Source organism: Arthrobacter flavus (assembly GCF_039526005.1).
Classification (GTDB): domain Bacteria; phylum Actinomycetota; class Actinomycetes; order Actinomycetales; family Micrococcaceae; genus Arthrobacter_D; species Arthrobacter_D flavus.
In genome coordinates this window covers 53,155-72,685 of record NZ_BAAAIJ010000013.1, presented here as the reverse complement: position 1 = coordinate 72,685, position 19,531 = coordinate 53,155, and the positions used below count along the sequence as shown (strand labels likewise).

The following is a 19,531-nucleotide window of genomic DNA, read 5'->3' as shown; positions in this document are numbered from 1 at the left end:
CGGTCCTGTCGTCCTGTTCAGTGATCGGCATGTGGGACGGTGAGCCCTAACAATTGCAGCCAGATAGTTGATCAGTTGAAGTTATGCTTCGCTTATGCCGGATACCGTCGAGGGGCCTATTCAAGCTGCGGAGCTGGCTATATTTCAGCGAAAATCGCTATCTCTCGCTGCAGCAGGGGCCACGGGTCTGCCGGGTCGGTTCGAGTCCTTTTTGCACGACGGGCTGCGGGCCAGCATGGCAACCGCCGAAGGGTATGGATTCCTCAACACAATCGAAGGCCTGAACGAAAAGTCGTTTGAGGCGCTGCCTGGCGTACTCAGACAGTTCCCGACCCAACACCACCCAACTCTTGTCGCAACCACGCCATCGCAAAGCCTCGTTGACCGGCTGCTGAGGGACGGATACAGTCCGGCGCCCATCAGGCCGATCGCCTACCTGCGCCCGCGAACGAGCACACGGTCGGACGGCTCCGAAACTGACGAGTGGCAAATCATGGAGGTCTCCACCCAAGGGGATGCGAAACTCTTCCTCGCGCTTCTTGACGGCGGGTACGCCGCGTCAAGCGAGGTCGGAGCGTTGATCCGGGCGGAACACGCCCACCCAATGGTCCGTGGTTTTATTGGCTCCCGCAACAACCAGCCCCTCGCCGCGGCTGCTATGTCATTGCACCCTACGGGGGCGGTCCTTGGCGGCGCATCCACCCTTTCGAACGCGCGAGGCAGCGGAGCTCAAACTGCACTCCTGACCCACAGACTTCAACTGGTAAGAGCTCTTGAGATCCCACTAGTGACGGCCACCGCAGCTCCCGGAACGCCAAGTATCCGAAACCTCGCCAGACTCGGATTCACCATCGTGGAACGCACAGCCTGGCACCTCGATCACACTCAACGGACATAGCTGGAGCATCGTCCGGTAACGATCATTTTCGATACATCAGATGTTGCGACGCCAATCGGTAGTCTCGGGGCCGGCAACGAACCCGGCTGCTAGATACGTTGAGACTGCCCCAACGTTGGCACTTTCGGCACAGACCGTTGCACTTGATGAACCCATGTCGCGAAGCGAGGCTGCGGCCGCGCGTGTCATGAGTGTGCCGTAGCCGCGGCCTCGGTATCCCCGATGTACTCCCATAGGCTCAATCAGGCCTGGACGCCCTGTTCCAGAGGACCAGACTGCGGCAACGGCTACCGCCCTTTTGTCGTCATCGCGGAGCGACAGGATCCGGGCGGATTGACCGAACGGCCCTTCAGTCGCTGCTTGCCATCCAGCCACGAGACGATGAAGCTGCTCATCCGGGATGGGCGTCCCCCGAAAGGCTGACCAGTAACGGACACCCACTCCTCTGTCATACGTGGTTCGACAGTTTCAATGTGCAGACCTAGATCCTCGACCGGCTCTGCCAGATCACGGTGGAGAGGCGTCCAAGGTTCGTCGGGCGCCCATCCCTCCTTTGTGAGTTGTGCTCCAAGGGCTCGCGTCCCGCGTGCCTCGATAGTCACAATTCCAGCTTCAATTACGCCACCGGAGGGGTCACTGACAGTTGAGGCGATGCGACGAGCGAGAGTTTCGTCCTGATGCCGCTTCGGGTCCATCGCGAACCGCAGCAGCCCGGGGCCGTCGAGCAGCGCGATTGCTGCGATCACGTCATTATCGGACCACACCCGTATCGCTGCAGCGGTGGCGGTAACTCCGCGGAGCGAGTACCAGCCCAGATCGCCCGGATGCAGATGTAGCGGCCCTCCGTCGTGTTGCCACTGCCCCAAAACGCGACCAATATGCTCAAGTTCGTTGACATCCGCTGTTTTCACGGTGAAGTCCATTAGGCCTACGTCCCTTCTGATCATCGTCAAATGGTGAAGTGCGCTAGGAATTCTGAGTCGGCGCCACATCTCCCGGTCGTCGAACAGACCAGTAGCTCACGGAACTATCGGCAGTGAAAGATTCTGCCATTGCAAGTTTGGTTGCCACCTGCTTGGACGGCTCACTACCTGGATCGATCGTTGCGGAAATTGAGTCGAGGCGGGAGACGCTGAAAACGTAGCTGAGCATCGCTTGACCGATTTCGGTAGCGTACCCTTTCCCCCAAGATTCTCGGCGGAGGACGTAAATCAGTTCATCGAAGGACCGATCCGGGGCCCTAACCACACCGCAGTACCCGATGAAGTCGCCAGTCTTTTGCTCGAGAATCGCCGACGTACCATAGCCGCGCTTCGCGTACTTTTCCTGGCACACCTCAATCCAGTGAGCAACTTCATCCCGTGTCAGTATCGGGCCGTCGCCAACGAACCGCATGACTTCGGAATCTGCACAGAGCGCGGCAAATTCGTCAAGGTCGTCGTCCTTGAAATGACGCGCATATAACCTGCTCGTTTCGAACATCATGGTGAAACCATACGTGGATCACCAACCAACGCCCGTAAACGATGGATTTCGCGACGCCGAAAGATGAGACGACGTGCGAATTGATCGGTTCTTGACGGCGCTTTATGCGAGGGTGGGGTCTTTGGAGGGCGGGCCCATTATTCCTTCAGTGCGGCGTTGACCCACCGTGAGCCTGAACCTTCGGCGGCAGCTTCGTCTTGAGGGTTTAGCATTGCGCAAGTTTTCATCGACAGGCATCCGCATCCAATGCAGTCGTCGAGAGACTGTCGTAAGGTGTTCAATTCACGGATCCTGGCGTCAACTTTCATCTTCCATGGGGTGCTGATCCGGTGCCAGTCGGCAGGGGTCGGGGCTGTATCGAGGGGGATGTCTTCAAGGCTTTTGTGGATCTCAGCCAGACTTAGTCCGACGTTTCGGGCTGCGGCGATAAAGGCTAGACGACGCAACACGCTGCGGTCGAAGACTCGTTGATGCCCGCTCCGGCCGGCGCTACGAACAAGACCGAGATCTTCATAGTGGCGGATGGCTGACACCGCGAACCCCGATCGCGCGGCAACTTTGCCAATTTCTAGGTATTGGCGCGCTGCTGGAGTCATGTAGCAAAGCTACGGCGGATACCGGTTGCGCTCAAGTCCACTTGAGCGCATAGGTTTCGACAATGATTGCTATGGGGATGAATATAAGTACAAGAGCGGCCTGCGGGGTCGGCCCACGTTTACCTCAGTGCGTGAAGCTATGACAAGCAGATGGGAAGGAACAAGGCAGCTGATCCGCCCCTTTACGGATCAGCGAAGTCGCCGGCTTCTGGCGGCATTTCTCACGTCGGAACTGGGTGATGGCATAACAGCAGTCGTTGTCCCGCTGGGTGTGTATGCGGTCAGCGACAGTGTTGTTGCCTTAGCCTCGACGTTCCTAGGGCGAATGCTTTTCGGTTCATTGTTCGCCGCGGTAGGCGGAACCATCGCGGATTTCGTGGATCGACGGGTTCTTCTGCTAGGAAGCTACATGGTCCGCGCCGTCTTAGTAGCGGCACTCATTCCTTTATCTGAGGCCAATACAGTCGCCTTCACCGTTCTCGGCGTGCTCGTGGGTGCAGCGGGTTCGTTTGATAACCCGGCGGCTGAATCCGCGCTCCGGACCGCCTACAGACATGACTTGCAGTCGTTGGCAGCAGCACGAAAAACAGGCAAAACTGTTTCGCAGATGGTGGGGCCCGCGATCGGTGGTCTGCTGTTCGGTCTCGGCGGTCTAACCCTCGCGTTAGGGATCAATGTTCTGACATTCGTGGTCGCCCTGGCCCTTCTAGGCTTCAAACGGCTCGCGCCCGGCAAGGGCCATATGATGTCAGGTCCCCGGAAGGTAGCTCCACAGAATGGTGGGCTTGGGGGCGCTTCGAGATTGGGAAGCTACAAAGGCCAACTACCACCGGAAGTGTCGATGGCGTTCGTGTCGTCAGCCGGCGCGTCCTTCTTGGTCGCCGTCGCAACTGTTCTAGCTGTGCCATACCTAGCCAATCTACCCGACGCCCCAGCCGGTGCTTATGGATACGCTCTGGCCGCTTACAGCGTCGGGGCTCTTCTCGGTCTTTGGCTGGCAGGCATCGGTACATGGGTCAACGTCCGCCTTAAAAGTATTCTTATCTTTTCCGCCGTAGCCTTCGGCCTGATCACGATGGTGAGTGTTTCAATCCCCAGATGGGAGATATTCGCGGCCGCATGGTTTCTCTGGGGGATTGCTTTCGGGCCGGAGGACGTCGTTAGCGACTCAAGAGTCGCTTCAGTAGTCACCGATCGGTGGCTGGCTCGTGTGTACGCAGCATGGTCAATCGTGGGGAAAATGGGGGCGGCTGGAGCCTACGTTCTCGTCATCGCTATCGGTGATCTTGATATTCAGTTCGGCTTCGTCACGATCGGGCTGCTGTACGCAATCATTATTCCTGCTCTCATAATCGTCCTGCCAAAAGAAACAAGAGAGCGGACGCCTTTACCTAAAACCTGAACCAAGAAAATCCCATCTACCGGCCACCTAGTTGCCCGGTAACGGTGGGTTCCGTACCTAAGCTGGCCACCATGACGGCTTTCATCTCCCACACATCCTTTGACAGTCTCAACGCTTTCACCCAGTCAGTGTTCTGGTCTCGGGTGCTCGATTTTCACGAGGACCCCGACGACCCGAATGGGCCGGGCGATGAGGAGTGCCCAATTTTCTCGAAGGACGGCACTCAGCAACTGCTATTCATCGAGGTTCCGGATGCCAAGCAGGTCAAGAACCGCCTGCATTTAGATCTGAGACCAGTTGAAGGCAGCCGTGATGAGGAACTGGAACGGTTGCTGGGGTTGGGAGCCCGTGAAGTCGATGATAGACGTCACCCGGATGGAACAGGGTGGGTAGTGCTCGCTGATCCTGAGGGTAATGAGTTTTGCATCCTGCGCAGCAACACTGAAGGCCAGCGATCAACAACAGGCTGAACCTCGTTACTTAGACGGGACTATTGCTCGTTCTCTATCAGGACGGGTGGTTGGTTTCCAAGCTGCGGTAGCGGTACACGGTGGCGCGGCTGGCACCGATGATCTTCCCGATGTCGGCCGGGGCGAGGCCCTGGGCTTTGAGGTCGTGGGCGCGTTTGACGTTCGCATGAGCGGCAGTGTTTTCCTGCCGCCCTGCTTTCCGTCCGTGTTCGGCGGCCGCGGCCATGCCTGCCTTGGTTCTCTCGGCCAGCTGGTCGCGTTCGAGCTGCGCGAACGCGGACATAACAGTGAGTATGGCCCTGCCCATCGACCCGGTGGTGCTGATTCCCTCAGGGAGGCTGTGGAAATGTACACCCCGGTGTTCCAAGTCATCGATCAGGGCCAGCAGGTTGCGAGTATTGCGGCCTAACCGGTCCAGCTTCCACACCACGACCTCATCACCGTCCCGCAGATGATTGAGCAGCTTGTCCAACTCGGGCCGGCTAGCCATCGTGCCGCTCACGCCATGGTCGGTGAAAATTCGGCTGCAGCACGCGGCCTTCAACGCCGCGTGCTGCAGGTCAGCGTTCTGATCCAGGGTGCTGACCCTGGCTGTGACCGTTAGCCAGGAATGGTGGTTAATCGCAGCTTTAGTTGGCGGTCCTGTCGTCCTATTCAGTGATCCTTTACGGGAGGGCCAGGGGTAATTGGTTAGGAATCTATTGAGCTCGATAGGGCAGGTATTCGGCGGTTTGGGTATGGCGCGTCCGCACACCGTCTCTGTGGGGTCCACTTACGGTGATGCCGTCTGAGTCGAGCAGTTTGGAACTGTGCCGAGTGCTATGAATGGTGCCGCCATGAAGGACCAGGTGTTCCACCACTTCGAAGGCTTCGCTCACGCCGTCATTGTCGTAGTCCCCGCCAAAGGTCCACCACCCAAGTCTTGATCCCTCTAGGACAACGACGAAGCCGGTGGTGACGCTGAGGTTGAATGGCACGGCACCTTCCCGGTGAGGGCGCACAGCGATGACGTGGGAGAACTCTTCCTGGATCATAGACATGGTTACGTTGCCGGCATCACCTACCAGTGCGATCACCCTGGCAGTTAGAACATCGCCGGGAGTTGGCGCGAGGAGCTTGCGGTACTGGTACACCTCAAGGACCGCAATCGCTTCCTTCACGCCGTCCTCCCAATCTAGTTCCAATCTGATTGGATGCAGTGAGTCGGAATGCTTTTTGACGTCGACCACAATCCATTGTTCACCCGCGATGGACAGGGCACCCACCGTGAGCCACGGTAGGTGTCCGGCCCCTACCGTGAGCGATCCGGTCTCAACCGCGGCACCGAATAGTTGCTGAGCACGGGCAATGATCTCGCTAAAGGCCGCACGACCATGATCTGGGATCCCGGGTTCGTGGGCTGGTACGTTTGCCACTTTGATCGGTTGCCCACGTTTGAAGAACCTGAAATTCACATTGCCCCCTCATTGCTCACCCCCGAATGTTCCGTCGATTGATTACGCCGGAGGGTACTGGGTGTCTTGAAGAAGGATCCCTCAGCGGGCACAGGTTACTACCTACCAGGGCGTGAATGCCCTATAAATGTCTGGGACTTCCTTTGCTCACTCGTGAGAACGGTACTGGTGCGGACCTGATCGGCAGCCAAAGACAGTCGTTTCTACGCGACTATTATTTGCCGTTTCGGTGAAGGCGACCATGCGCCCTAACGCAACTGTTTCTGCCAGCTCGATCAGTGTTTTCAGTCGAGCGTCCGAGGAAGCTTGATCGGTATCGGGCCCGAACAGATCGAAGTATCCAGTAGAGAAGCCGAACTGGACGTCGACTCCGCTTGCTTCCCAGCCGATGTCAAGAATGCTGGCGCCAGCGGTTTCAGGTCTCCACTCAAGGAGAACATCCTCAGGACACAAGGGATTAGGGCGCTGCGTCATGGGCACGTGCGACGGGAGCACTGCAGAGAGGGATGCGATCAGGTCAGCGAGCTCGATCCTGACTACGTCCATTGCTGGGGGCCTCCTGCTAAACAACTTCATGGGCTCACCCTACCGACGGTGATCAACGTGAGCTCAGAACTGTGACTGCTAGCTCAGAATGGCGGCTTTTTCACAACTCGGTTTGGCGGTTGACGTGCCGTTTGAGGATCTTCTACCGGACTTGCGTGGCACCGGCGGCGTCAAGGAGATCTAAATAGGCACCCTTTACGAGCGCGGCGTCCTCGATCCCGAACGCAGCGAGGAGGCGATGCGCTTCTGACACCGCAGCGTCAGACTCCAGCGTGTCTCCGACGGTGACCTCCAGTTCCAAGAACTCACCCAATCCGTCGACGAGGTCGAGGTGGACCCTAGTCTGACCAATGCGAAACACGGTGCGGTGCTTTCGAACTCGCCCAACTTCGCCATAGGCATCAGCCAGTACTGATCGAAGCCCGTCTGGGTCCGAAGTTTCCGAATGTACACAGTACGAAGGCTTCGGGCCGAGTTCGTCCGCCCTGCGGTAGTGGATCAGCACGCCATGGCCATCGCGGGGAACCCGAAGCTTGAGTCGGCCGTCCGGGCAGGAAAAGAACGTGTCGTCTTGCACAACATGCTCGGGTCCCGCGTTTGCCAGAGACGCGACCACCGGAAACAGCTTTTGAAGACTGTCCACGCGCGCTTTGATTTCGATATTCGTCGGCATGACTCCACTAGACCACGTCGTGATCGTCGGGCGAGCATCCTGGACTCCCCGTAAGCATCGGTCCCCCACCGCGACACATTTTATCCACTCCCCCGACGACAAAAATTGTGAGTCGCACCGACAAGTGGCGGCTTCTACTTCGCGTTCAGCTCCCGTGACCGGCGGTAGAAGGTTGTACGGGACATGCCGAGGTCGCGGGCAACACCGACCGGACAGAGGGTTGCGCGAAAAGACGCCTCATATCCCAAGGGTTTTGAGATGAGCTGGAGTGCAACGGTTAGGGCGCCTTCACCGTACATATCATCGTGCGGGGTAAACGTGCGTAGAGGGGCTAGCAACGGCACCAAAGGGGAAAGCTTGCCTGGTTGCGCGCTCGGCGACCGTCATACGGGACACTTCCAGAATTGCTTCATGAATCAACACCCCAGCGGGATAGATTGTGACCATGGCTGTAGAAAGCATCAAGGTATCCCTCGTTGATCCGCGCTATGTCAGCGAAGAAAATCTCGCTCCGGTGTACCGCGTGGATTTCTGGAATGACAACCGCGACAGCAGCGAGCATCGGCTCGAGCATGCAGCGTGCGTTGACGACGTCCTTGCGTGGGCAGAAGCCAATAGCAACGGCCGCCAGGCAGTGATCTGGGTCGAATACAGCCATGAAGGCGGAACCGGAATGTGCCGGCTACACGGGACAGAACCCACTGGTGAGGAAAAACCACTGCCGCCAAGCTCGTTTCTCTAACCGTGAGTCCGAAGACAGGCCCGAGGAATTCGACCATCTCTCCGATCCCGCCATGCCCACTTACAGTTCCCCTTACGGACGCATTAGCGCAGCGCAGAGGACTTCGGACACTCAGTGCAGTCGCCTTCGGAAAATGACATTGGCGTTCATGACCTCCGGCACCCACCAGAAACGACCGTTAGTGGCCGGGCGTCCGCTGGGGTTCGTAGTAAAGATATTGGTGCTTTTGGGGCCACTTGCCAAGTGCCTTGAGCGATTGTTCTGTTTTGCCAAGTTGCGCGAGTTCCGGGGTAAATATGACGTATCCCTGATCGTCATAAACTGGCGCTCCGGTCGCCGCGTACGCGTAGTACTTCACAAGCGCTTTCACAAGGACACTAGGATTATTTTCGACTGGCATTTGGTCAAGCACTGCCACGATTTCACTCCCCTCAGTACAACGCGCAATAGCGGGGAATGACCACAGCCAATCAGGGTCAACCACTGCTTCGCCCAGTGGCTTAACCTCGTAGACTCGGCCCGGAACACGGGCACCACGTGGCGACATGTACTCGCCTGCATACCCCTTGGCAACTTCACGGTCTGTGGTGATCGACACGGTATCCCCGTGGTCCCCTAGTTCTTCGGCGGGGACACCCTGCCATGTCAATTTCGTTCCGCTCCACTGTAAGTTCTTATTGCGCGGAATGATGATCTCGCCAACGGAAAGGCTATCAACGCCGCCGTGATAGTAGGTCAGCGCTTCTCGCTTCTGAGACTCGGGCTTACGGCTTGGCAGCTTCTTCCAGAACAGCATTGGTTCGGTTCCTCAAATGAACGTTTTAGGTAGCTAGAAATTTCTGCGATAAATCAAGGTCGGCAAACCCGAGGGGGTCATATCGTGTCGATCAAAGTCAAAGCCTAACTTTCCAGCCATACGAATCGATGCTGCATTATCGGGATGGATATTGGCAATGATGTAGTCAAGCCCTTCGGCAGCAGCAGCCCAATCAATCCAGGCCTGCGCACCTTCTCTGGCGTATCCCTTACCTTGGGCAGACTTACCAAGAATGTACCCCAGCTCGACCTCATCCCAGTTCTCCCAGTAGTGCAAACCAATACGCCCCAAAAACTCGCCCGAGCTTGCATTTATAACTGCACTCTGCCCAAAGCCGCGTTCGTCCCACTCAGTAGCAAATGCCGCTACCTGCTGTTCGACTACTTCTGGAGTCAGCCGTTCGCCCCCGATGTAGCGAGCAACATCAGGATCTGCGTATACACGAGCAAGTTCATCTGTGTATTCAATAGATAACGGTGAAAGAACTAGGCGCGGGGTAACAAGGTCAAATTTTCTATTCATAACCCCACCCTACGTTTGGACACGGAACGCCCTAAACGATCGGTACTGGTGAAGGCGTTGCGATTCGGCGTCTCGATTAGATGGCACCTATCTAGCACTCCCTGGGTGGTCAGATGTCTCGTAACCTAAGCGCCTCGAAACACATGCCATGCAACACGACTGGTGCCGCGGAACCGCCATTTTGAGCTGCGATTTAACCGCCATTCCGAACGAACAGTCACAATGCCCGTACCGACCACGACGCCCCATAGCCACCCAACTAGTGGCCCATTCAGGATCCCTCACTGCGACACCCGCGAGGTCTGGACATACACTCCCAATCAAGTCGGATTAGATGAGCAATTGTGTCCGGAAAGGATGAATGACTACCCAACAGTCAAGGCCTTTCACTACCCGAGTATGGGTCGGTCAATCGTCAATATTGACTCCTCATCCAAGCGAGGACCGCTAGACTGCGACCAGTCGATCCCCGCACTCTTGCAGTCGTCGCTGGTTCCGGGCTTCACGTAACCTAAATCAGAGAATGGGGGCCTACAGCTGATGCCGGACCGCTACTGAGGAGGTTGCCGTGAGGTCAGACGATTCAGCGCACAACCGTAAAGCAAGAAAACACCAACGAATCATCCTGTGGTCTGTGCCCATTACGGTTCTAGTCACCCTCGTCACCTACTATATCTTTGGCTTCACTCCCGCTCTTTTGGTTTGCCTAGGAGTGTTGGCTGCGATTTATACCCCATTGATTGTTGTAGGTTCGGGCAAGAACGGGAGCTCGTCCCATTCGCATCCAAGTACGGACCGTTAGCTCCTTTGTATCGGAAAGCATCGGGCTACGCGACCAGAACTCTCGCCGACAAGCCCGTTGAGTAAGTCGACATTTCGGGCCGCTCGTTGGTCATGCGGGCATACAACAACTTCCAAGAAGCCAAACGTGATTCCTTCAAAACAGATTGTGGTTAGACAGTTCGTGGAGAACCTGTTGCCAACGGAACTGATACGTGACGATCCGGCGTTCAAACGTGATGGCCTACCTGACGATTTATACGCCGGTCATCCAGGAGTCATCACGGATGCCACCCCGCAGCACGTGCTGGTCGATTGGGTAGGGCTGGAGGATATGTACATCAGCTTCGCAACCGGAACATCGGTCTACTATCAGGGCGGGCCCATCCACGAAATGTCCGTAATCTCCAAAGAAGAGTAAACACAGCGAAGTGAGCGGATCCGGATGGGACTGCCCCCGTTGCCGTAGACGGACCGTCTTACGGGCGGGCAAGAACCCTCAGCTGAGGGAGTACGATCTCAGGCATGAATGCTTGCGTTGTCCAGCGAAGGTGCAGACATGAATGTTGATGCAGCTGAATTATTCGCCATCTTGATTCCGATTGTCCTAGTTCTTCTGATAATTGCGTTCGTGCTTTGGCGCAACCGGAACAGAAGAACAGAGCGGAAGGCAGGCGAACCCTGGATTCGTATAATCCGAGATAAACCGGACGAGGATCCAAACACACGTCCCCGCTAGCACTTGGCCGCGCTATGGACGAGGCCAGGGCAGCATTGTCTCTCGTTTGGCCGGGCGTCCGAACAGGGCGTTGAAGGCAGGGATCCCTAACGGAGAATGCTAGATAGCATTCGACGATGGGAGATCCTTTAGAACAGCGTCATACCCAAAAGCTATAAGCACACATCTACATGTCAGGGGGACACACATAATGGGGTCTACAGACGACTCGACACATGGTTCCGCGAACAAGCGTTGGAGTACGCCCTGGCCCTTGTGGATTAGCCTAGTATTCTTCACCGCGCTGTCGAGTACCGCTCTCCCCTATGTGGACAGCAGCCCTAGAGCCATCCTCGCGGTCACTGGCCCGCTGATTGTTCTCATCACTATAGGTTTCCTAATCAAGTTCGACTGGGACCGGCACAAAGCACGGTCAGCGGATACTACTGACCCCTGACAAGGTATTTGATCAAACGGGCATACTCGGCCCACAGCCGTTTGGCTGCCAACTCACCAAACTCTGCTGTCCCGCATGAGGATCCCTGAATAGGACGACAGGACCGCCAACTGAAGCTGCGATTAACCCCCATTCCTGGTTAACAGTCACACATCATGTCGCGGTGAGTGGCGGGTCAGCCGAAAGAGGTATGAACGACGTCGGGATCATCCTTTTCGCAGACGTCGTCGGGCTGCGTTGCTCAGTAGTGTCCCTCGCATGACCCTTGCACTTGCCGGCGCGCTAACTGTCCTCGCCCTGATTGACTCCACCAGTTTTGGCACCCTGATGATTCCGCTATGGCTGATGCTAGCCCCCGGGAGGATGCGCGTTGGCCGCATCGTGGTGTTCCTGGTGACCGTCGCCGCCTTTTACTTTGGTGTGGGATTGGCGATCATGTTTGGTGCCGAGGCAGCGGTGGCTCAGCTGGGAGACTTCTTCAGTTCTCGCCTCGCCCTCACGGCGCTGTTTGCCGCCGGTGTCGGTCTGATCATCTGGAGTTTCCAGTTGGAGGCGAAAGCCAAACGGGAGAAGAAGGAGGGCGCGCCGCCGTCGGCCCGGATCCTGCGATGGCGTGACCGGGCAGTCGGGTCAGAGTCATCCGGCGCAACCGGGTCCGGCGGTGTCGCCCTGATGGGCCTGGCGGTGGGCGCCGGGACGGTCGAGGTGGCCACGATGCTTCCCTATCTGGGGGCCATCGGACTGCTGACCACGTCGGATGTGGGCTGGCCGCTGTCCGGCGGGGTGCTGGCGGCGTACTGCCTGGTGATGATTCTGCCGGCACTGGCGTTTTTGCTGCTGCGGCTGGTGGCGGCACGCTGGGTGGATCCGATACTGAGGAAACTTGACGGCTGGTTGACCCGAAACTCCACCAATACCCTGTCCTGGGTGGTGGGTATCCTCGGCGTCCTGTTGGTGGTCAACACGGCGGGAGAAGTGCTCTGATTCTGAACGCAGGAGCCGCTGGACCCTTAGCGTTTCGGCGGCAGAGGTTTACCGATGAAGCTGACCACTGTGAGACACGCCGCAGCGAAGGCGATAACCATCAGCCATCGCACGTTACTCCAGTCAAGTCCGTCCACGAGGCCCTCGAATGCCAGGTACCCGAAGGCCGGGACCGCGACTATCCAGGCAACGCGCCGCCAGCGCTCCCGGGTGTTCCTGCCCTTCGTCGGCCGGGGAAGCCGTGAAGCGTAGACAGCCGGGGTTCCAAACTCTTCGCTCAGGCTGGTGCCCTTCGCTGCCGCGTACCCGCGGGCATCGGTGATGGTTGCCTGCACTTCCTTCTCGGACATCTCAACCCGTAGCCGCAACACCCCGGCCAGCTGTGCGACCCACTCATGATCGGTGGCCTGCTCGACAGGTCGGGAGAGGTCGGGACGGACCTGCCGGACCTGCTCGGAGTCGCGCTGGTTGCGAGCACGCACCGCTTCACTATCCGGTACATAGCGAACGAGTACAAAGGCGATCAACGCGTGCACGGCGACCAGTACGGCATACCACCACAGCGAACCGGTAAAAAGCGGTCTCATGTTGCCAAGGATGAAGGTGGACACAATTATTGCCGCTGAGACCACCACCATCGCGACGGCGCCCGTTACCGCCCACAGCCGGCGGGTTCGCATGAGGAGCGACTCGAATGCCGTAATCGTGACGATGGCGCTGATGCCCGTCAGGATGGGCATCAGAACCTTGCCGAGCGTGTAGCTGGTGGTCCAGTTACCAGCGAATATTTCAAGGATGAGGAATAAGAACACAGTGAGGGTCGCGGTGACCGCCGAGAGAGCCGGGACGTCGCGCCAACCTGTGGCGGGCTCTACTGGCGCGATTGGGGCGCCGTCGGCCCGCCACTGTTCGGTCTGGGTGGCAACGTAATCGAACGCCTCGCCAAACAGCTCTCTCGGGCTTTCACCGGAGGTGCGCACCAGCTTCAGGACCTCTGTCAGTTCCTTAGCGATCAGAGCATGGTTGACGTTATCAAGGGTGAAGCGACCGATAACGAGTTGGGCCCAGGACTTGTCATCCACTTCACCGCGAACCTCTTCGAAGGCGCCTGGCAGCTGATCCAGAGTCAGGATTTTATTGGGGGTCACAGTCAGTTCTCCTTCGAGATGTCGAGTGCCTCGGTCAATGTCTTCCACTTGGCCAGACCACCGGCCAGGAAGTCCTTCCCCGTAGTGGTGATGGAGTAGTTTTTGCGGCCGGGGCCTACTTCCCCTTGCTCCCAGGTCGCCTCGACATAGCCTGCACCCTCCAGATGGCCGAGTGCTGGATAGAGGGAGCCTCCCTTGAGCCGACCGAAGCCGCGGGCCTCCAGCTGCTGAGCAATCCCATACCCATGTAGGGGCGCATCCAGCAGGCAACCGAGGACAGCCAATTCAAGGCTCGCTCGCACCCACGGCAGGGGCCACTCAGCGTCAATCATGTACCTAAGTATAATTCATACCTAGGTACATGTGAAGGATTAGGTGGGTCCGGATTGACCACCCCTGGCCCGCGATTGCCCCTAGCCGCCAAGCTCAAACCGGAGTAGACAATGGCTATGAGCAAAGCACAGGGGGCCGCAGCACTATTGGCTGACGCGCTGGGAATTGTCCTGGGAACCGAACAGATTCCGCTTCGTCTGCGGGCGTGGGACGGCTCAGAGGACGGCCCGGCAGAGGCGCCGGTGATTGAGTTCCGGTCCCGGCGAGCGCTGCGGCGAATGCTCTGGTCTCCCGGCATGCTGGGCCTAAGCCGGGCCTACGTCGCCGGCGATATCGATGCCCCCGGCGACCTTTACGCAAGCTTCACCGCCCTGAGCGCCGTCGGGAAATTCGCCGAACTGGAGCCTTTCAGTCCCCTAACCCTCCGCGAGCGCGCCAGGTTGCTCCGCACAGCGGTCCGGCTCGGTGCCATCGGCCGCAATCCGACGCCCCCACCCGAGGAAATCACGATCGACCGAGTCGGCCGGAAACACTCCAAGAAACGCGACGCCGTCGCCATCTCCCATCATTACGACTTCGGCAACGACTTCTACGCGCTCGTCCTCGGCCCCTCCATGGTCTACTCCTGCGCGGTCTGGGACTCCCCCGAGACCGGTCTTGACGCGGCTCAAAAGGCAAAACTCGATCTGGTCTGCCGGAAACTCGGTCTGGAGCAGGGGATGCGGGTACTCGATGTTGGCTGCGGTTGGGGCAGCTTCGCACTGCATGCGGCGGAACGCTACGGGGCCGACGTCGTCGGCGTCACCTTGTCCTCCGAACAAGCGGAGCGTGCCCGCAAACGGGTGGCCGAGGCTGGGCTGACCGAGCAGGTGGACATCCGGGTGCAGGACTACCGCGACGTCGACGACGGCCCTTTCGACGCGATCAGTTCCATCGGCATGTCCGAGCATGTGGGGCGCGACCAGATTGCCGCGTATTCAAGCCACCTGCATGGCTTGCTGCGCCCTGGCGGCCGACTGCTTAATCACGCCATCTCCTGGAATGCCGGCGACACGATGCGGCCGGACCCCGATTCGTTCATCCCCAAGTACGTCTTTCCCGACGGCGAGATGCTCAGTCTCACGGTGATGGTTGGCGCCCTGGAGTCAGCGAAGTTCGAGGTGCTCGACGTCGAAGCGTTGCGTCAGCACTACGCGCTCACCCTCCGCGCGTGGGTGCAGAACCTTGAAGATCATTGGGACGAAGCGGTGGGCCTGACAAGCGAGGGTCGGGCCCGGGTGTGGCGGCTCTATATGGCTACCAGTGCGCTGGGATTCGAGAGCGGACTGACTGGCGTGAACCAGGTGCTGGTGCAGCGTCCCGGCGGTACCCAACCGCCGCTCCGGCGGGTGGATTGGCTGTAGGCTGGCCGCTAAACGCCTGCAGCGCCTGGCTGCGGTCAACCCGCGAAAGGCAGCAATGACGCTTGCGACAGTTTTGAAGAACGGCCATGTGTTCGACGGCGAACGCTTCCTCCCCGGCCAAACCGACGTCGTCATCCGCGGCGGGATGATCGAGGCAGTGGGCCGCGACGCCGGTTCAGCCGACGCGTATACGGAGGCCACGGTGGTGGATTGCGCCGGTCGCACGGTCCTTCCCGGTCTGATCGATCTGCACGTTCACGCCATGACGTCGACCCCCGGCTCCATCCAGGCAATGGTGGATCCCTACTCCCTGCAGTTCTACGAGTCCGTGCGGAACCTCGAGGCAACCCTCCGCGCAGGTGTCACCACCGTGCGCGACGCCGGTGGTGCTGATCTGGGTGCCAAGCAGGCGGTCGAAACCGGGATCGTCAAAGGTCCACGGCTCCGCATCGCCGTGAGCATCATGTCCCAGACCGGCGGTCACGGCGATCTGTGGCACCCCTCGGGACTTGACTCCCCCGATTTTGGCCCTCATCCCGGCCGTCCCAGCGGCATTGCCGACGGCGTCGAGGAGGTCCGGAAGGTCACTCGTACGCTCCTGCGGGCTGGCGCCGACCAGATCAAGATCTGCTCCACCGGCGGCGTACTCTCGCCGACCACTGACCCGCGGCACTCCCAGTTCACCCCCGCGGAGATCGCCGTCGTTGTCGAAGAAGCCGAGATGCAGGGCAAATACGTGATGGCCCACGCGCAAGGCACCGCCGGGATCATCAACGCGCTGCGGGCGGGCGTGCGGACCATCGAGCACGGCATCTACCTCACCGACGAAGCAATCCAGCTGTTCCTGGACACCAAGGCCTACCTGGTGCCCACCCTGTCAGCTCCGCTGGCAGTCATCCGCAAGGGCGAATCCGGCACCAGCGGCCTGTCGCAGCAGGTCATCGACAAGGCCCAGCAGGTGGCGGAAGACCACCGCCAGTCGGTCGCCCGAGCCATCGCTGCGGGCGTCAAGGTGGGCATGGGCACTGACGCGGGGGTCGGCGCGCACGGTGACAACCTTGAGGAACTCGCGCTGATGGCCGACGCCGGCATGACCCTTGAGCAGGTATTGGCAGCGTCAACGTCGGTGCCAGGCGAACTCATCACCCCCATCAACTCCGTGGGGCGGCTGGCAGAGAAGCATCTGGCCGACGTCGTCGTGCTCACCGGAACCCTCGAATCGACGGAGCAGCTGGCTGGTCTGCGTTCCATGATCGGGCAGGTCTATCAGGGTGGCGTGCTGCAGTTCGCGACGGCGTAAGCAGCTCTTGCCAGCCCGACACCCCGCCCGGTTCGAATACTTGTTCGAGAGAGTTGTCCACATAGGCCAGTAATTCTCCGGGCTGTCGGGGTGGGTTTGGGACAATGGAGGTATGGACGGCAGCAGGGCTTCATCGTTGACTGAGAAGGAATTTCCCTTCTCTGGAACGGCTCCGCGCGGCCCTTCCGGCCCAGGCTGTACCTCGGATAGCCGTAGTGCTGATGCTGGTACGCGTGCTTTGCTCGCCGCCCTCACGGCACTACAGCCCGCCACATCCTCGGCCGGGATGATCGATCAGCTCCGCGGCCTGGAAGACCTCAAATCCGCCATCGCCGGGGTCCAAGCCCAGATCACTGTCGCCTTCGACCGCTCTGAACGCCAGCACCAAGCCCAAGCCGGGGTGCCCACCGCGGAGCAAGGCAAGAGTGTCGGCGCCCAGATCGCGTTGGCCCGGCGTGAATCCCCCTCCCGCGGCAGCCGGCTCCTGGGGTTGGCTCGGGCCCTGGTCACGGAAATGCCCCACACGTTAGCTGCCCTGCACACCGGCCAGCTCAATGAGTGGCGGGCCACCCTGTTGGTGAAAGAGACAGCATGCCTCTCCAGCGCCGACCGGACCGCCGTGGATGAAGAACTCAGCCCCGACACCGGGACCTTCACCGGCTGCGGGGACAAAACCATCACCGCCGCAGTCAAGGCTGCCGCATACCGCCGAGACCCGCGGTCGGTGGTCAACCGCGCCGCCCACGCGGCCAACGAACGATTCGTCAGCATCCGCCCAGCACCGGACACCATGGCCTACCTCAGCGCCCTACTGCCGGTGAAGAACGCTGTCGCCGCCTACGCAGCACTCACCAGAATTGCCGACGGCGCACGGGCCTCCGGGGACACCCGATCCCGAGGCCAACTCATGGCAGACACCCTCGTCGAACGCACCACCGGAGTCCCGGGAGGCATCACCAGGGTCGAACTGCAAGTGATCATGACCGACCGCGCCCTCTTCCAAGGCGACAGCGAACCAGCCAGGATCCCCGGCTACGGCATCGTCCCCTCCTCCTGGGCAAGAGACCTCATCCACCCTGACCCATCCGAGAACTCAGCACCGGCCACCAAACGCCACGCCTATGATGTGTGGCTGCGACGCCTCTACACCGCGCCCGCCACCAGGGAACTCGTCGCCATGGATTCGAAGGCCCGGCTCTTCACCAAGGCACAGAAGCGGTTCATTGTCGCTCGCGATGACACCTGCCGGATGCCCTACTGCGACGCACCCATCCGCCACGTCGATCACATCATCCCCTGGCACCGACGCGGACCAACCACGATCACCAACGGCGCCGGACTCTGCGAAGCGTGCAACCACACGAAAGAAGTCAGCGGCTGGAAAGCTCACCCGCGCTCCGGACGTAGACACTCGCTCCGGATCAGCACCCCAACCGGCCATTTTTACGATTCGACCGCACCACCCTTACCTGGAACCGATTCCGTTGACACTTGATGGCCCGCCCGGGAAACAGCTGATCCCGCCACGACCACCAGCACCAGCACACCGGCGGCCCAGGCCAGCCCGGCATAGCCAATCAACACCAGTGCGACGCCTGACGCCGCTCCTCCCGCAGCGCCAGCAAGGTTCATGACGAGGTCGGTCCGGCCCTGAATCTTCGGGCGAGCAGCACCGGTCGCCAAATCCGCCACCAGAGCTGATCCCGCGACAGTGGCCGCACTCCATCCCAGCCCGAGGAATACCAGTCCCACGGTCACCAGGACCGGATCGTCCTCGCCCAACGCAACGATCGGCAGCGACACCGCGAACAGGCCTTGGCCAATGAGAATGGTCGTCACCCGGCCCACCCTGTCACTGAGCCACCCGAACACCGGCGACAGCGCAAACATCCCGGCAATGTGCAGGCTGATGGTCAGCCCAATAATGGTCAGCGTGACACCGTGATTGATGAGGTGCACCGGCGTCATGGACATCACCGACACCATCACCGCGTGGCTGATCGCGATGGAGCCAATGGCAAACACCAACGGGCCCCGCCCATGAATGGCGCCGGGAGCCGCCTCGCTGGCAGGCTCGGGAGCATTGGACTTGCTCAAAAGAAATGGGTCGGGCCGTAAGGCCACCAGGTAGACCGTCGCTGCGGCCAACTGGGCAACCACAGCGATCAGGAAGGACCCCGTGAGCGACGGCATCTGCAGCGTCGACGCGATCGCTTCACCCGGCCCGATCAGGTTCGGCCCCAGTACCGCGCCGATCGTGGTGAACCAGACCACCAGGGAGAGGTCCCGCCCCCGATGCTGCGGGCTCGCCAGATCGGTCGCCGCAAACCGGGCTTGAAGATTCACCGCGGTGCCCACGCCGAGAAAGGCGAAAGCTAGCAACAGTAGAGGGAACGAACTCCACCACGCGGCAACAATCGCCACCACGGATCCCATTGCCGCAAGAAGCGCACCTGTGGTCAGCGCCCGACGTCGGCCCAGCCGCTGCGCAAGCCGCGCCAGTGGAATGGCACTCGCCGCTGCGCCCAGGGTGCTCAACGTCGTAGCGGTCCCGGACAGCGCGTCCGATCCGGAAATGTTGGCGGCCATCACCGCACCGATCGAAACGGTGCACCCGATCCCGATTCCGCCGAGGATCTGCCCGGCAATCAGCACCCAGACGGTACGCCGCTGGACGGCGACGACGTCGACCGTCGCCGTCGATGTCGACGCAGATGGCTCGGCGAACGCTCGCTTCGGTGGGTGGCTGCTAGTCATGGGAAGAGCGTAGCGGGAACCGGCTAGGGGTGTGTGGAGGGGATGT

At 59.8% G+C, this 19,531-nt stretch carries 22 protein-coding genes; 9 read left to right on the top strand and 13 right to left on the bottom strand.

Features of this window, described 5'->3' with window-relative positions:
* Window positions 1–94: 94 nt before the first annotated feature.
* On the top strand, window positions 95–898 hold the full coding sequence (locus ABD059_RS05240) for a GNAT family N-acetyltransferase (protein WP_343878300.1): 804 nt from the start codon (window positions 95–97) through the stop codon (window positions 896–898).
* 36 nt (window positions 899–934) lie between these two features.
* Here the strand turns inward: ABD059_RS05240 and ABD059_RS17730 are convergent, their stop codons facing one another.
* The 4 genes from ABD059_RS17730 to soxR all read right to left on the bottom strand — a co-directional run bounded on the left by ABD059_RS17730 (window position 935) and on the right by soxR (window position 2,979).
* Window positions 935–1,273 carry a GNAT family N-acetyltransferase gene (locus ABD059_RS17730; RefSeq protein WP_377959583.1) on the bottom strand — a complete coding sequence of 113 codons (339 nt, stop codon included), beginning with the start codon at window positions 1,271–1,273 and terminating at the stop codon, window positions 935–937.
* The gene (locus ABD059_RS05235) at window positions 1,186–1,809 is read right to left on the bottom strand and encodes a hypothetical protein (protein WP_343878298.1); all 624 of its coding nucleotides are present in this window, start codon (window positions 1,807–1,809) and stop codon (window positions 1,186–1,188) included. The genes ABD059_RS17730 and ABD059_RS05235 overlap by 88 nt, the downstream gene beginning before the upstream one ends.
* Window positions 1,810–1,864: 55 nt before the next feature.
* On the bottom strand, window positions 1,865–2,383 hold the full coding sequence (locus ABD059_RS05230) for a GNAT family N-acetyltransferase (RefSeq protein ID WP_343878297.1): 519 nt from the start codon (window positions 2,381–2,383) through the stop codon (window positions 1,865–1,867).
* A 137-nt stretch (window positions 2,384–2,520) separates the two neighbouring features.
* On the bottom strand, window positions 2,521–2,979 hold the full coding sequence (gene soxR / locus ABD059_RS05225) for a redox-sensitive transcriptional activator SoxR (protein WP_343878296.1): 459 nt from the start codon (window positions 2,977–2,979) through the stop codon (window positions 2,521–2,523).
* Window positions 2,980–3,118: 139 nt separating this feature from the next.
* On the opposite strand from soxR, the gene ABD059_RS05220 reads away from it, so the two are divergent.
* Together ABD059_RS05220 and ABD059_RS05215 are read left to right on the top strand one after the other, a co-directional pair.
* Complete coding sequence (locus ABD059_RS05220; RefSeq protein WP_343878294.1) at window positions 3,119–4,381, top strand: MFS transporter; 1,263 nt, start codon at window positions 3,119–3,121, stop codon at window positions 4,379–4,381.
* A 71-nt stretch (window positions 4,382–4,452) separates the two neighbouring features.
* The gene (locus ABD059_RS05215; protein WP_343878292.1) at window positions 4,453–4,851 is read left to right on the top strand and encodes a VOC family protein; all 399 of its coding nucleotides are present in this window, start codon (window positions 4,453–4,455) and stop codon (window positions 4,849–4,851) included.
* Between the two features lie 37 nt (window positions 4,852–4,888).
* Here the strand turns inward: ABD059_RS05215 and ABD059_RS05210 are convergent, their stop codons facing one another.
* From ABD059_RS05210 to ABD059_RS05195, 4 genes are all read right to left on the bottom strand, one after another.
* Window positions 4,889–5,473: a recombinase family protein gene (locus ABD059_RS05210; RefSeq protein WP_343878359.1), complete on the bottom strand. Its 585-nt coding sequence runs from the start codon at window positions 5,471–5,473 to the stop codon at window positions 4,889–4,891.
* 76 nt (window positions 5,474–5,549) lie between these two features.
* Complete coding sequence (locus ABD059_RS05205) at window positions 5,550–6,266, bottom strand: hypothetical protein (protein WP_343878290.1); 717 nt, start codon at window positions 6,264–6,266, stop codon at window positions 5,550–5,552.
* A gap of 186 nt (window positions 6,267–6,452) precedes the next feature.
* Window positions 6,453–6,851 (bottom strand): hypothetical protein, encoded by a 399-nt coding sequence (locus ABD059_RS05200; RefSeq protein ID WP_343878288.1) that lies wholly within the window; start codon window positions 6,849–6,851, stop codon window positions 6,453–6,455.
* A 142-nt stretch (window positions 6,852–6,993) separates the two neighbouring features.
* Window positions 6,994–7,524 carry a class IV adenylate cyclase gene (locus ABD059_RS05195; protein ID WP_343878286.1) on the bottom strand — a complete coding sequence of 177 codons (531 nt, stop codon included), beginning with the start codon at window positions 7,522–7,524 and terminating at the stop codon, window positions 6,994–6,996.
* Window positions 7,525–7,969: 445 nt separating this feature from the next.
* Between ABD059_RS05195 and ABD059_RS05190 the strand changes: the two genes are divergently transcribed.
* Window positions 7,970–8,266 (top strand): hypothetical protein, encoded by a 297-nt coding sequence (locus ABD059_RS05190; protein ID WP_343878284.1) that lies wholly within the window; start codon window positions 7,970–7,972, stop codon window positions 8,264–8,266.
* A 178-nt stretch (window positions 8,267–8,444) separates the two neighbouring features.
* Here the strand turns inward: ABD059_RS05190 and ABD059_RS05185 are convergent, their stop codons facing one another.
* Window positions 8,445–9,062: a hypothetical protein gene (locus ABD059_RS05185; protein ID WP_343878282.1), complete on the bottom strand. Its 618-nt coding sequence runs from the start codon at window positions 9,060–9,062 to the stop codon at window positions 8,445–8,447.
* A gap of 33 nt (window positions 9,063–9,095) precedes the next feature.
* Window positions 9,096–9,605 (bottom strand): GNAT family N-acetyltransferase, encoded by a 510-nt coding sequence (locus ABD059_RS05180; RefSeq protein ID WP_343878280.1) that lies wholly within the window; start codon window positions 9,603–9,605, stop codon window positions 9,096–9,098.
* A 928-nt stretch (window positions 9,606–10,533) separates the two neighbouring features.
* Between ABD059_RS05180 and ABD059_RS05175 the strand changes: the two genes are divergently transcribed.
* Together ABD059_RS05175 and ABD059_RS05170 are read left to right on the top strand one after the other, a co-directional pair.
* Entirely contained in the window at window positions 10,534–10,806 is a 273-nt protein-coding gene (locus ABD059_RS05175; protein ID WP_343878278.1) for a hypothetical protein, read from the top strand.
* Between the two features lie 1,012 nt (window positions 10,807–11,818).
* Window positions 11,819–12,544, top strand: a complete 726-nt coding sequence (locus ABD059_RS05170) for a GAP family protein (RefSeq protein WP_343878276.1) — start codon at window positions 11,819–11,821, stop codon at window positions 12,542–12,544.
* 26 nt (window positions 12,545–12,570) lie between these two features.
* On the opposite strand, the gene ABD059_RS05165 is transcribed toward ABD059_RS05170, so the two are convergent.
* The gene (locus tag ABD059_RS05165; protein ID WP_343878274.1) at window positions 12,571–13,692 is read right to left on the bottom strand and encodes a hypothetical protein; all 1,122 of its coding nucleotides are present in this window, start codon (window positions 13,690–13,692) and stop codon (window positions 12,571–12,573) included.
* A gap of 2 nt (window positions 13,693–13,694) precedes the next feature.
* Window positions 13,695–14,024, bottom strand: a complete 330-nt coding sequence (locus tag ABD059_RS05160) for a PadR family transcriptional regulator (protein ID WP_343878272.1) — start codon at window positions 14,022–14,024, stop codon at window positions 13,695–13,697.
* 117 nt (window positions 14,025–14,141) lie between these two features.
* On the opposite strand from ABD059_RS05160, the gene ABD059_RS05155 reads away from it, so the two are divergent.
* From ABD059_RS05155 to ABD059_RS05145, 3 genes are all read left to right on the top strand, one after another.
* Window positions 14,142–15,428 (top strand): class I SAM-dependent methyltransferase, encoded by a 1,287-nt coding sequence (locus ABD059_RS05155; protein ID WP_343878270.1) that lies wholly within the window; start codon window positions 14,142–14,144, stop codon window positions 15,426–15,428.
* A 55-nt stretch (window positions 15,429–15,483) separates the two neighbouring features.
* Window positions 15,484–16,728, top strand: coding sequence for a metal-dependent hydrolase family protein (locus tag ABD059_RS05150; RefSeq protein WP_343878268.1), 1,245 nt, complete (start codon window positions 15,484–15,486; stop codon window positions 16,726–16,728).
* Between the two features lie 112 nt (window positions 16,729–16,840).
* Window positions 16,841–18,223, top strand: a complete 1,383-nt coding sequence (locus ABD059_RS05145; protein ID WP_343878266.1) for an HNH endonuclease — start codon at window positions 16,841–16,843, stop codon at window positions 18,221–18,223.
* Here the strand turns inward: ABD059_RS05145 and ABD059_RS05140 are convergent.
* Window positions 18,172–19,485, bottom strand: coding sequence for an MFS transporter (locus ABD059_RS05140; protein WP_343878264.1), 1,314 nt, complete (start codon window positions 19,483–19,485; stop codon window positions 18,172–18,174). The genes ABD059_RS05145 and ABD059_RS05140 overlap by 52 nt on opposite strands.
* Between the last annotated feature and the right edge of the window lie 46 nt (window positions 19,486–19,531).

Coding starts and splice junctions, on each gene's coding strand:
- ABD059_RS05200 (WP_343878288.1), bottom strand. CDS start 6,851: ATGGACGTAGTCAGGATCGAGCTCGCTGACCTGATCGCATCCCTCTCT.
- ABD059_RS05240 (WP_343878300.1), top strand. CDS start 95: ATGCCGGATACCGTCGAGGGGCCTATTCAAGCTGCGGAGCTGGCTATA.
- ABD059_RS05220 (WP_343878294.1), top strand. CDS start 3,119: ATGACAAGCAGATGGGAAGGAACAAGGCAGCTGATCCGCCCCTTTACG.
- ABD059_RS05180 (WP_343878280.1), bottom strand. CDS start 9,605: ATGAATAGAAAATTTGACCTTGTTACCCCGCGCCTAGTTCTTTCACCG.
- ABD059_RS05230 (WP_343878297.1), bottom strand. CDS start 2,383: ATGATGTTCGAAACGAGCAGGTTATATGCGCGTCATTTCAAGGACGAC.
- ABD059_RS05155 (WP_343878270.1), top strand. CDS start 14,142: ATGAGCAAAGCACAGGGGGCCGCAGCACTATTGGCTGACGCGCTGGGA.
- ABD059_RS05160 (WP_343878272.1), bottom strand. CDS start 14,024: ATGATTGACGCTGAGTGGCCCCTGCCGTGGGTGCGAGCGAGCCTTGAA.
- ABD059_RS05215 (WP_343878292.1), top strand. CDS start 4,453: ATGACGGCTTTCATCTCCCACACATCCTTTGACAGTCTCAACGCTTTC.
- ABD059_RS05190 (WP_343878284.1), top strand. CDS start 7,970: ATGGCTGTAGAAAGCATCAAGGTATCCCTCGTTGATCCGCGCTATGTC.
- ABD059_RS05150 (WP_343878268.1), top strand. CDS start 15,484: ATGACGCTTGCGACAGTTTTGAAGAACGGCCATGTGTTCGACGGCGAA.
- ABD059_RS05185 (WP_343878282.1), bottom strand. CDS start 9,062: ATGCTGTTCTGGAAGAAGCTGCCAAGCCGTAAGCCCGAGTCTCAGAAG.
- ABD059_RS05195 (WP_343878286.1), bottom strand. CDS start 7,524: ATGCCGACGAATATCGAAATCAAAGCGCGCGTGGACAGTCTTCAAAAG.
- ABD059_RS05145 (WP_343878266.1), top strand. CDS start 16,841: ATGGACGGCAGCAGGGCTTCATCGTTGACTGAGAAGGAATTTCCCTTC.
- soxR (WP_343878296.1), bottom strand. CDS start 2,979: ATGACTCCAGCAGCGCGCCAATACCTAGAAATTGGCAAAGTTGCCGCG.
- ABD059_RS05140 (WP_343878264.1), bottom strand. CDS start 19,485: ATGACTAGCAGCCACCCACCGAAGCGAGCGTTCGCCGAGCCATCTGCG.
- ABD059_RS05170 (WP_343878276.1), top strand. CDS start 11,819: ATGACCCTTGCACTTGCCGGCGCGCTAACTGTCCTCGCCCTGATTGAC.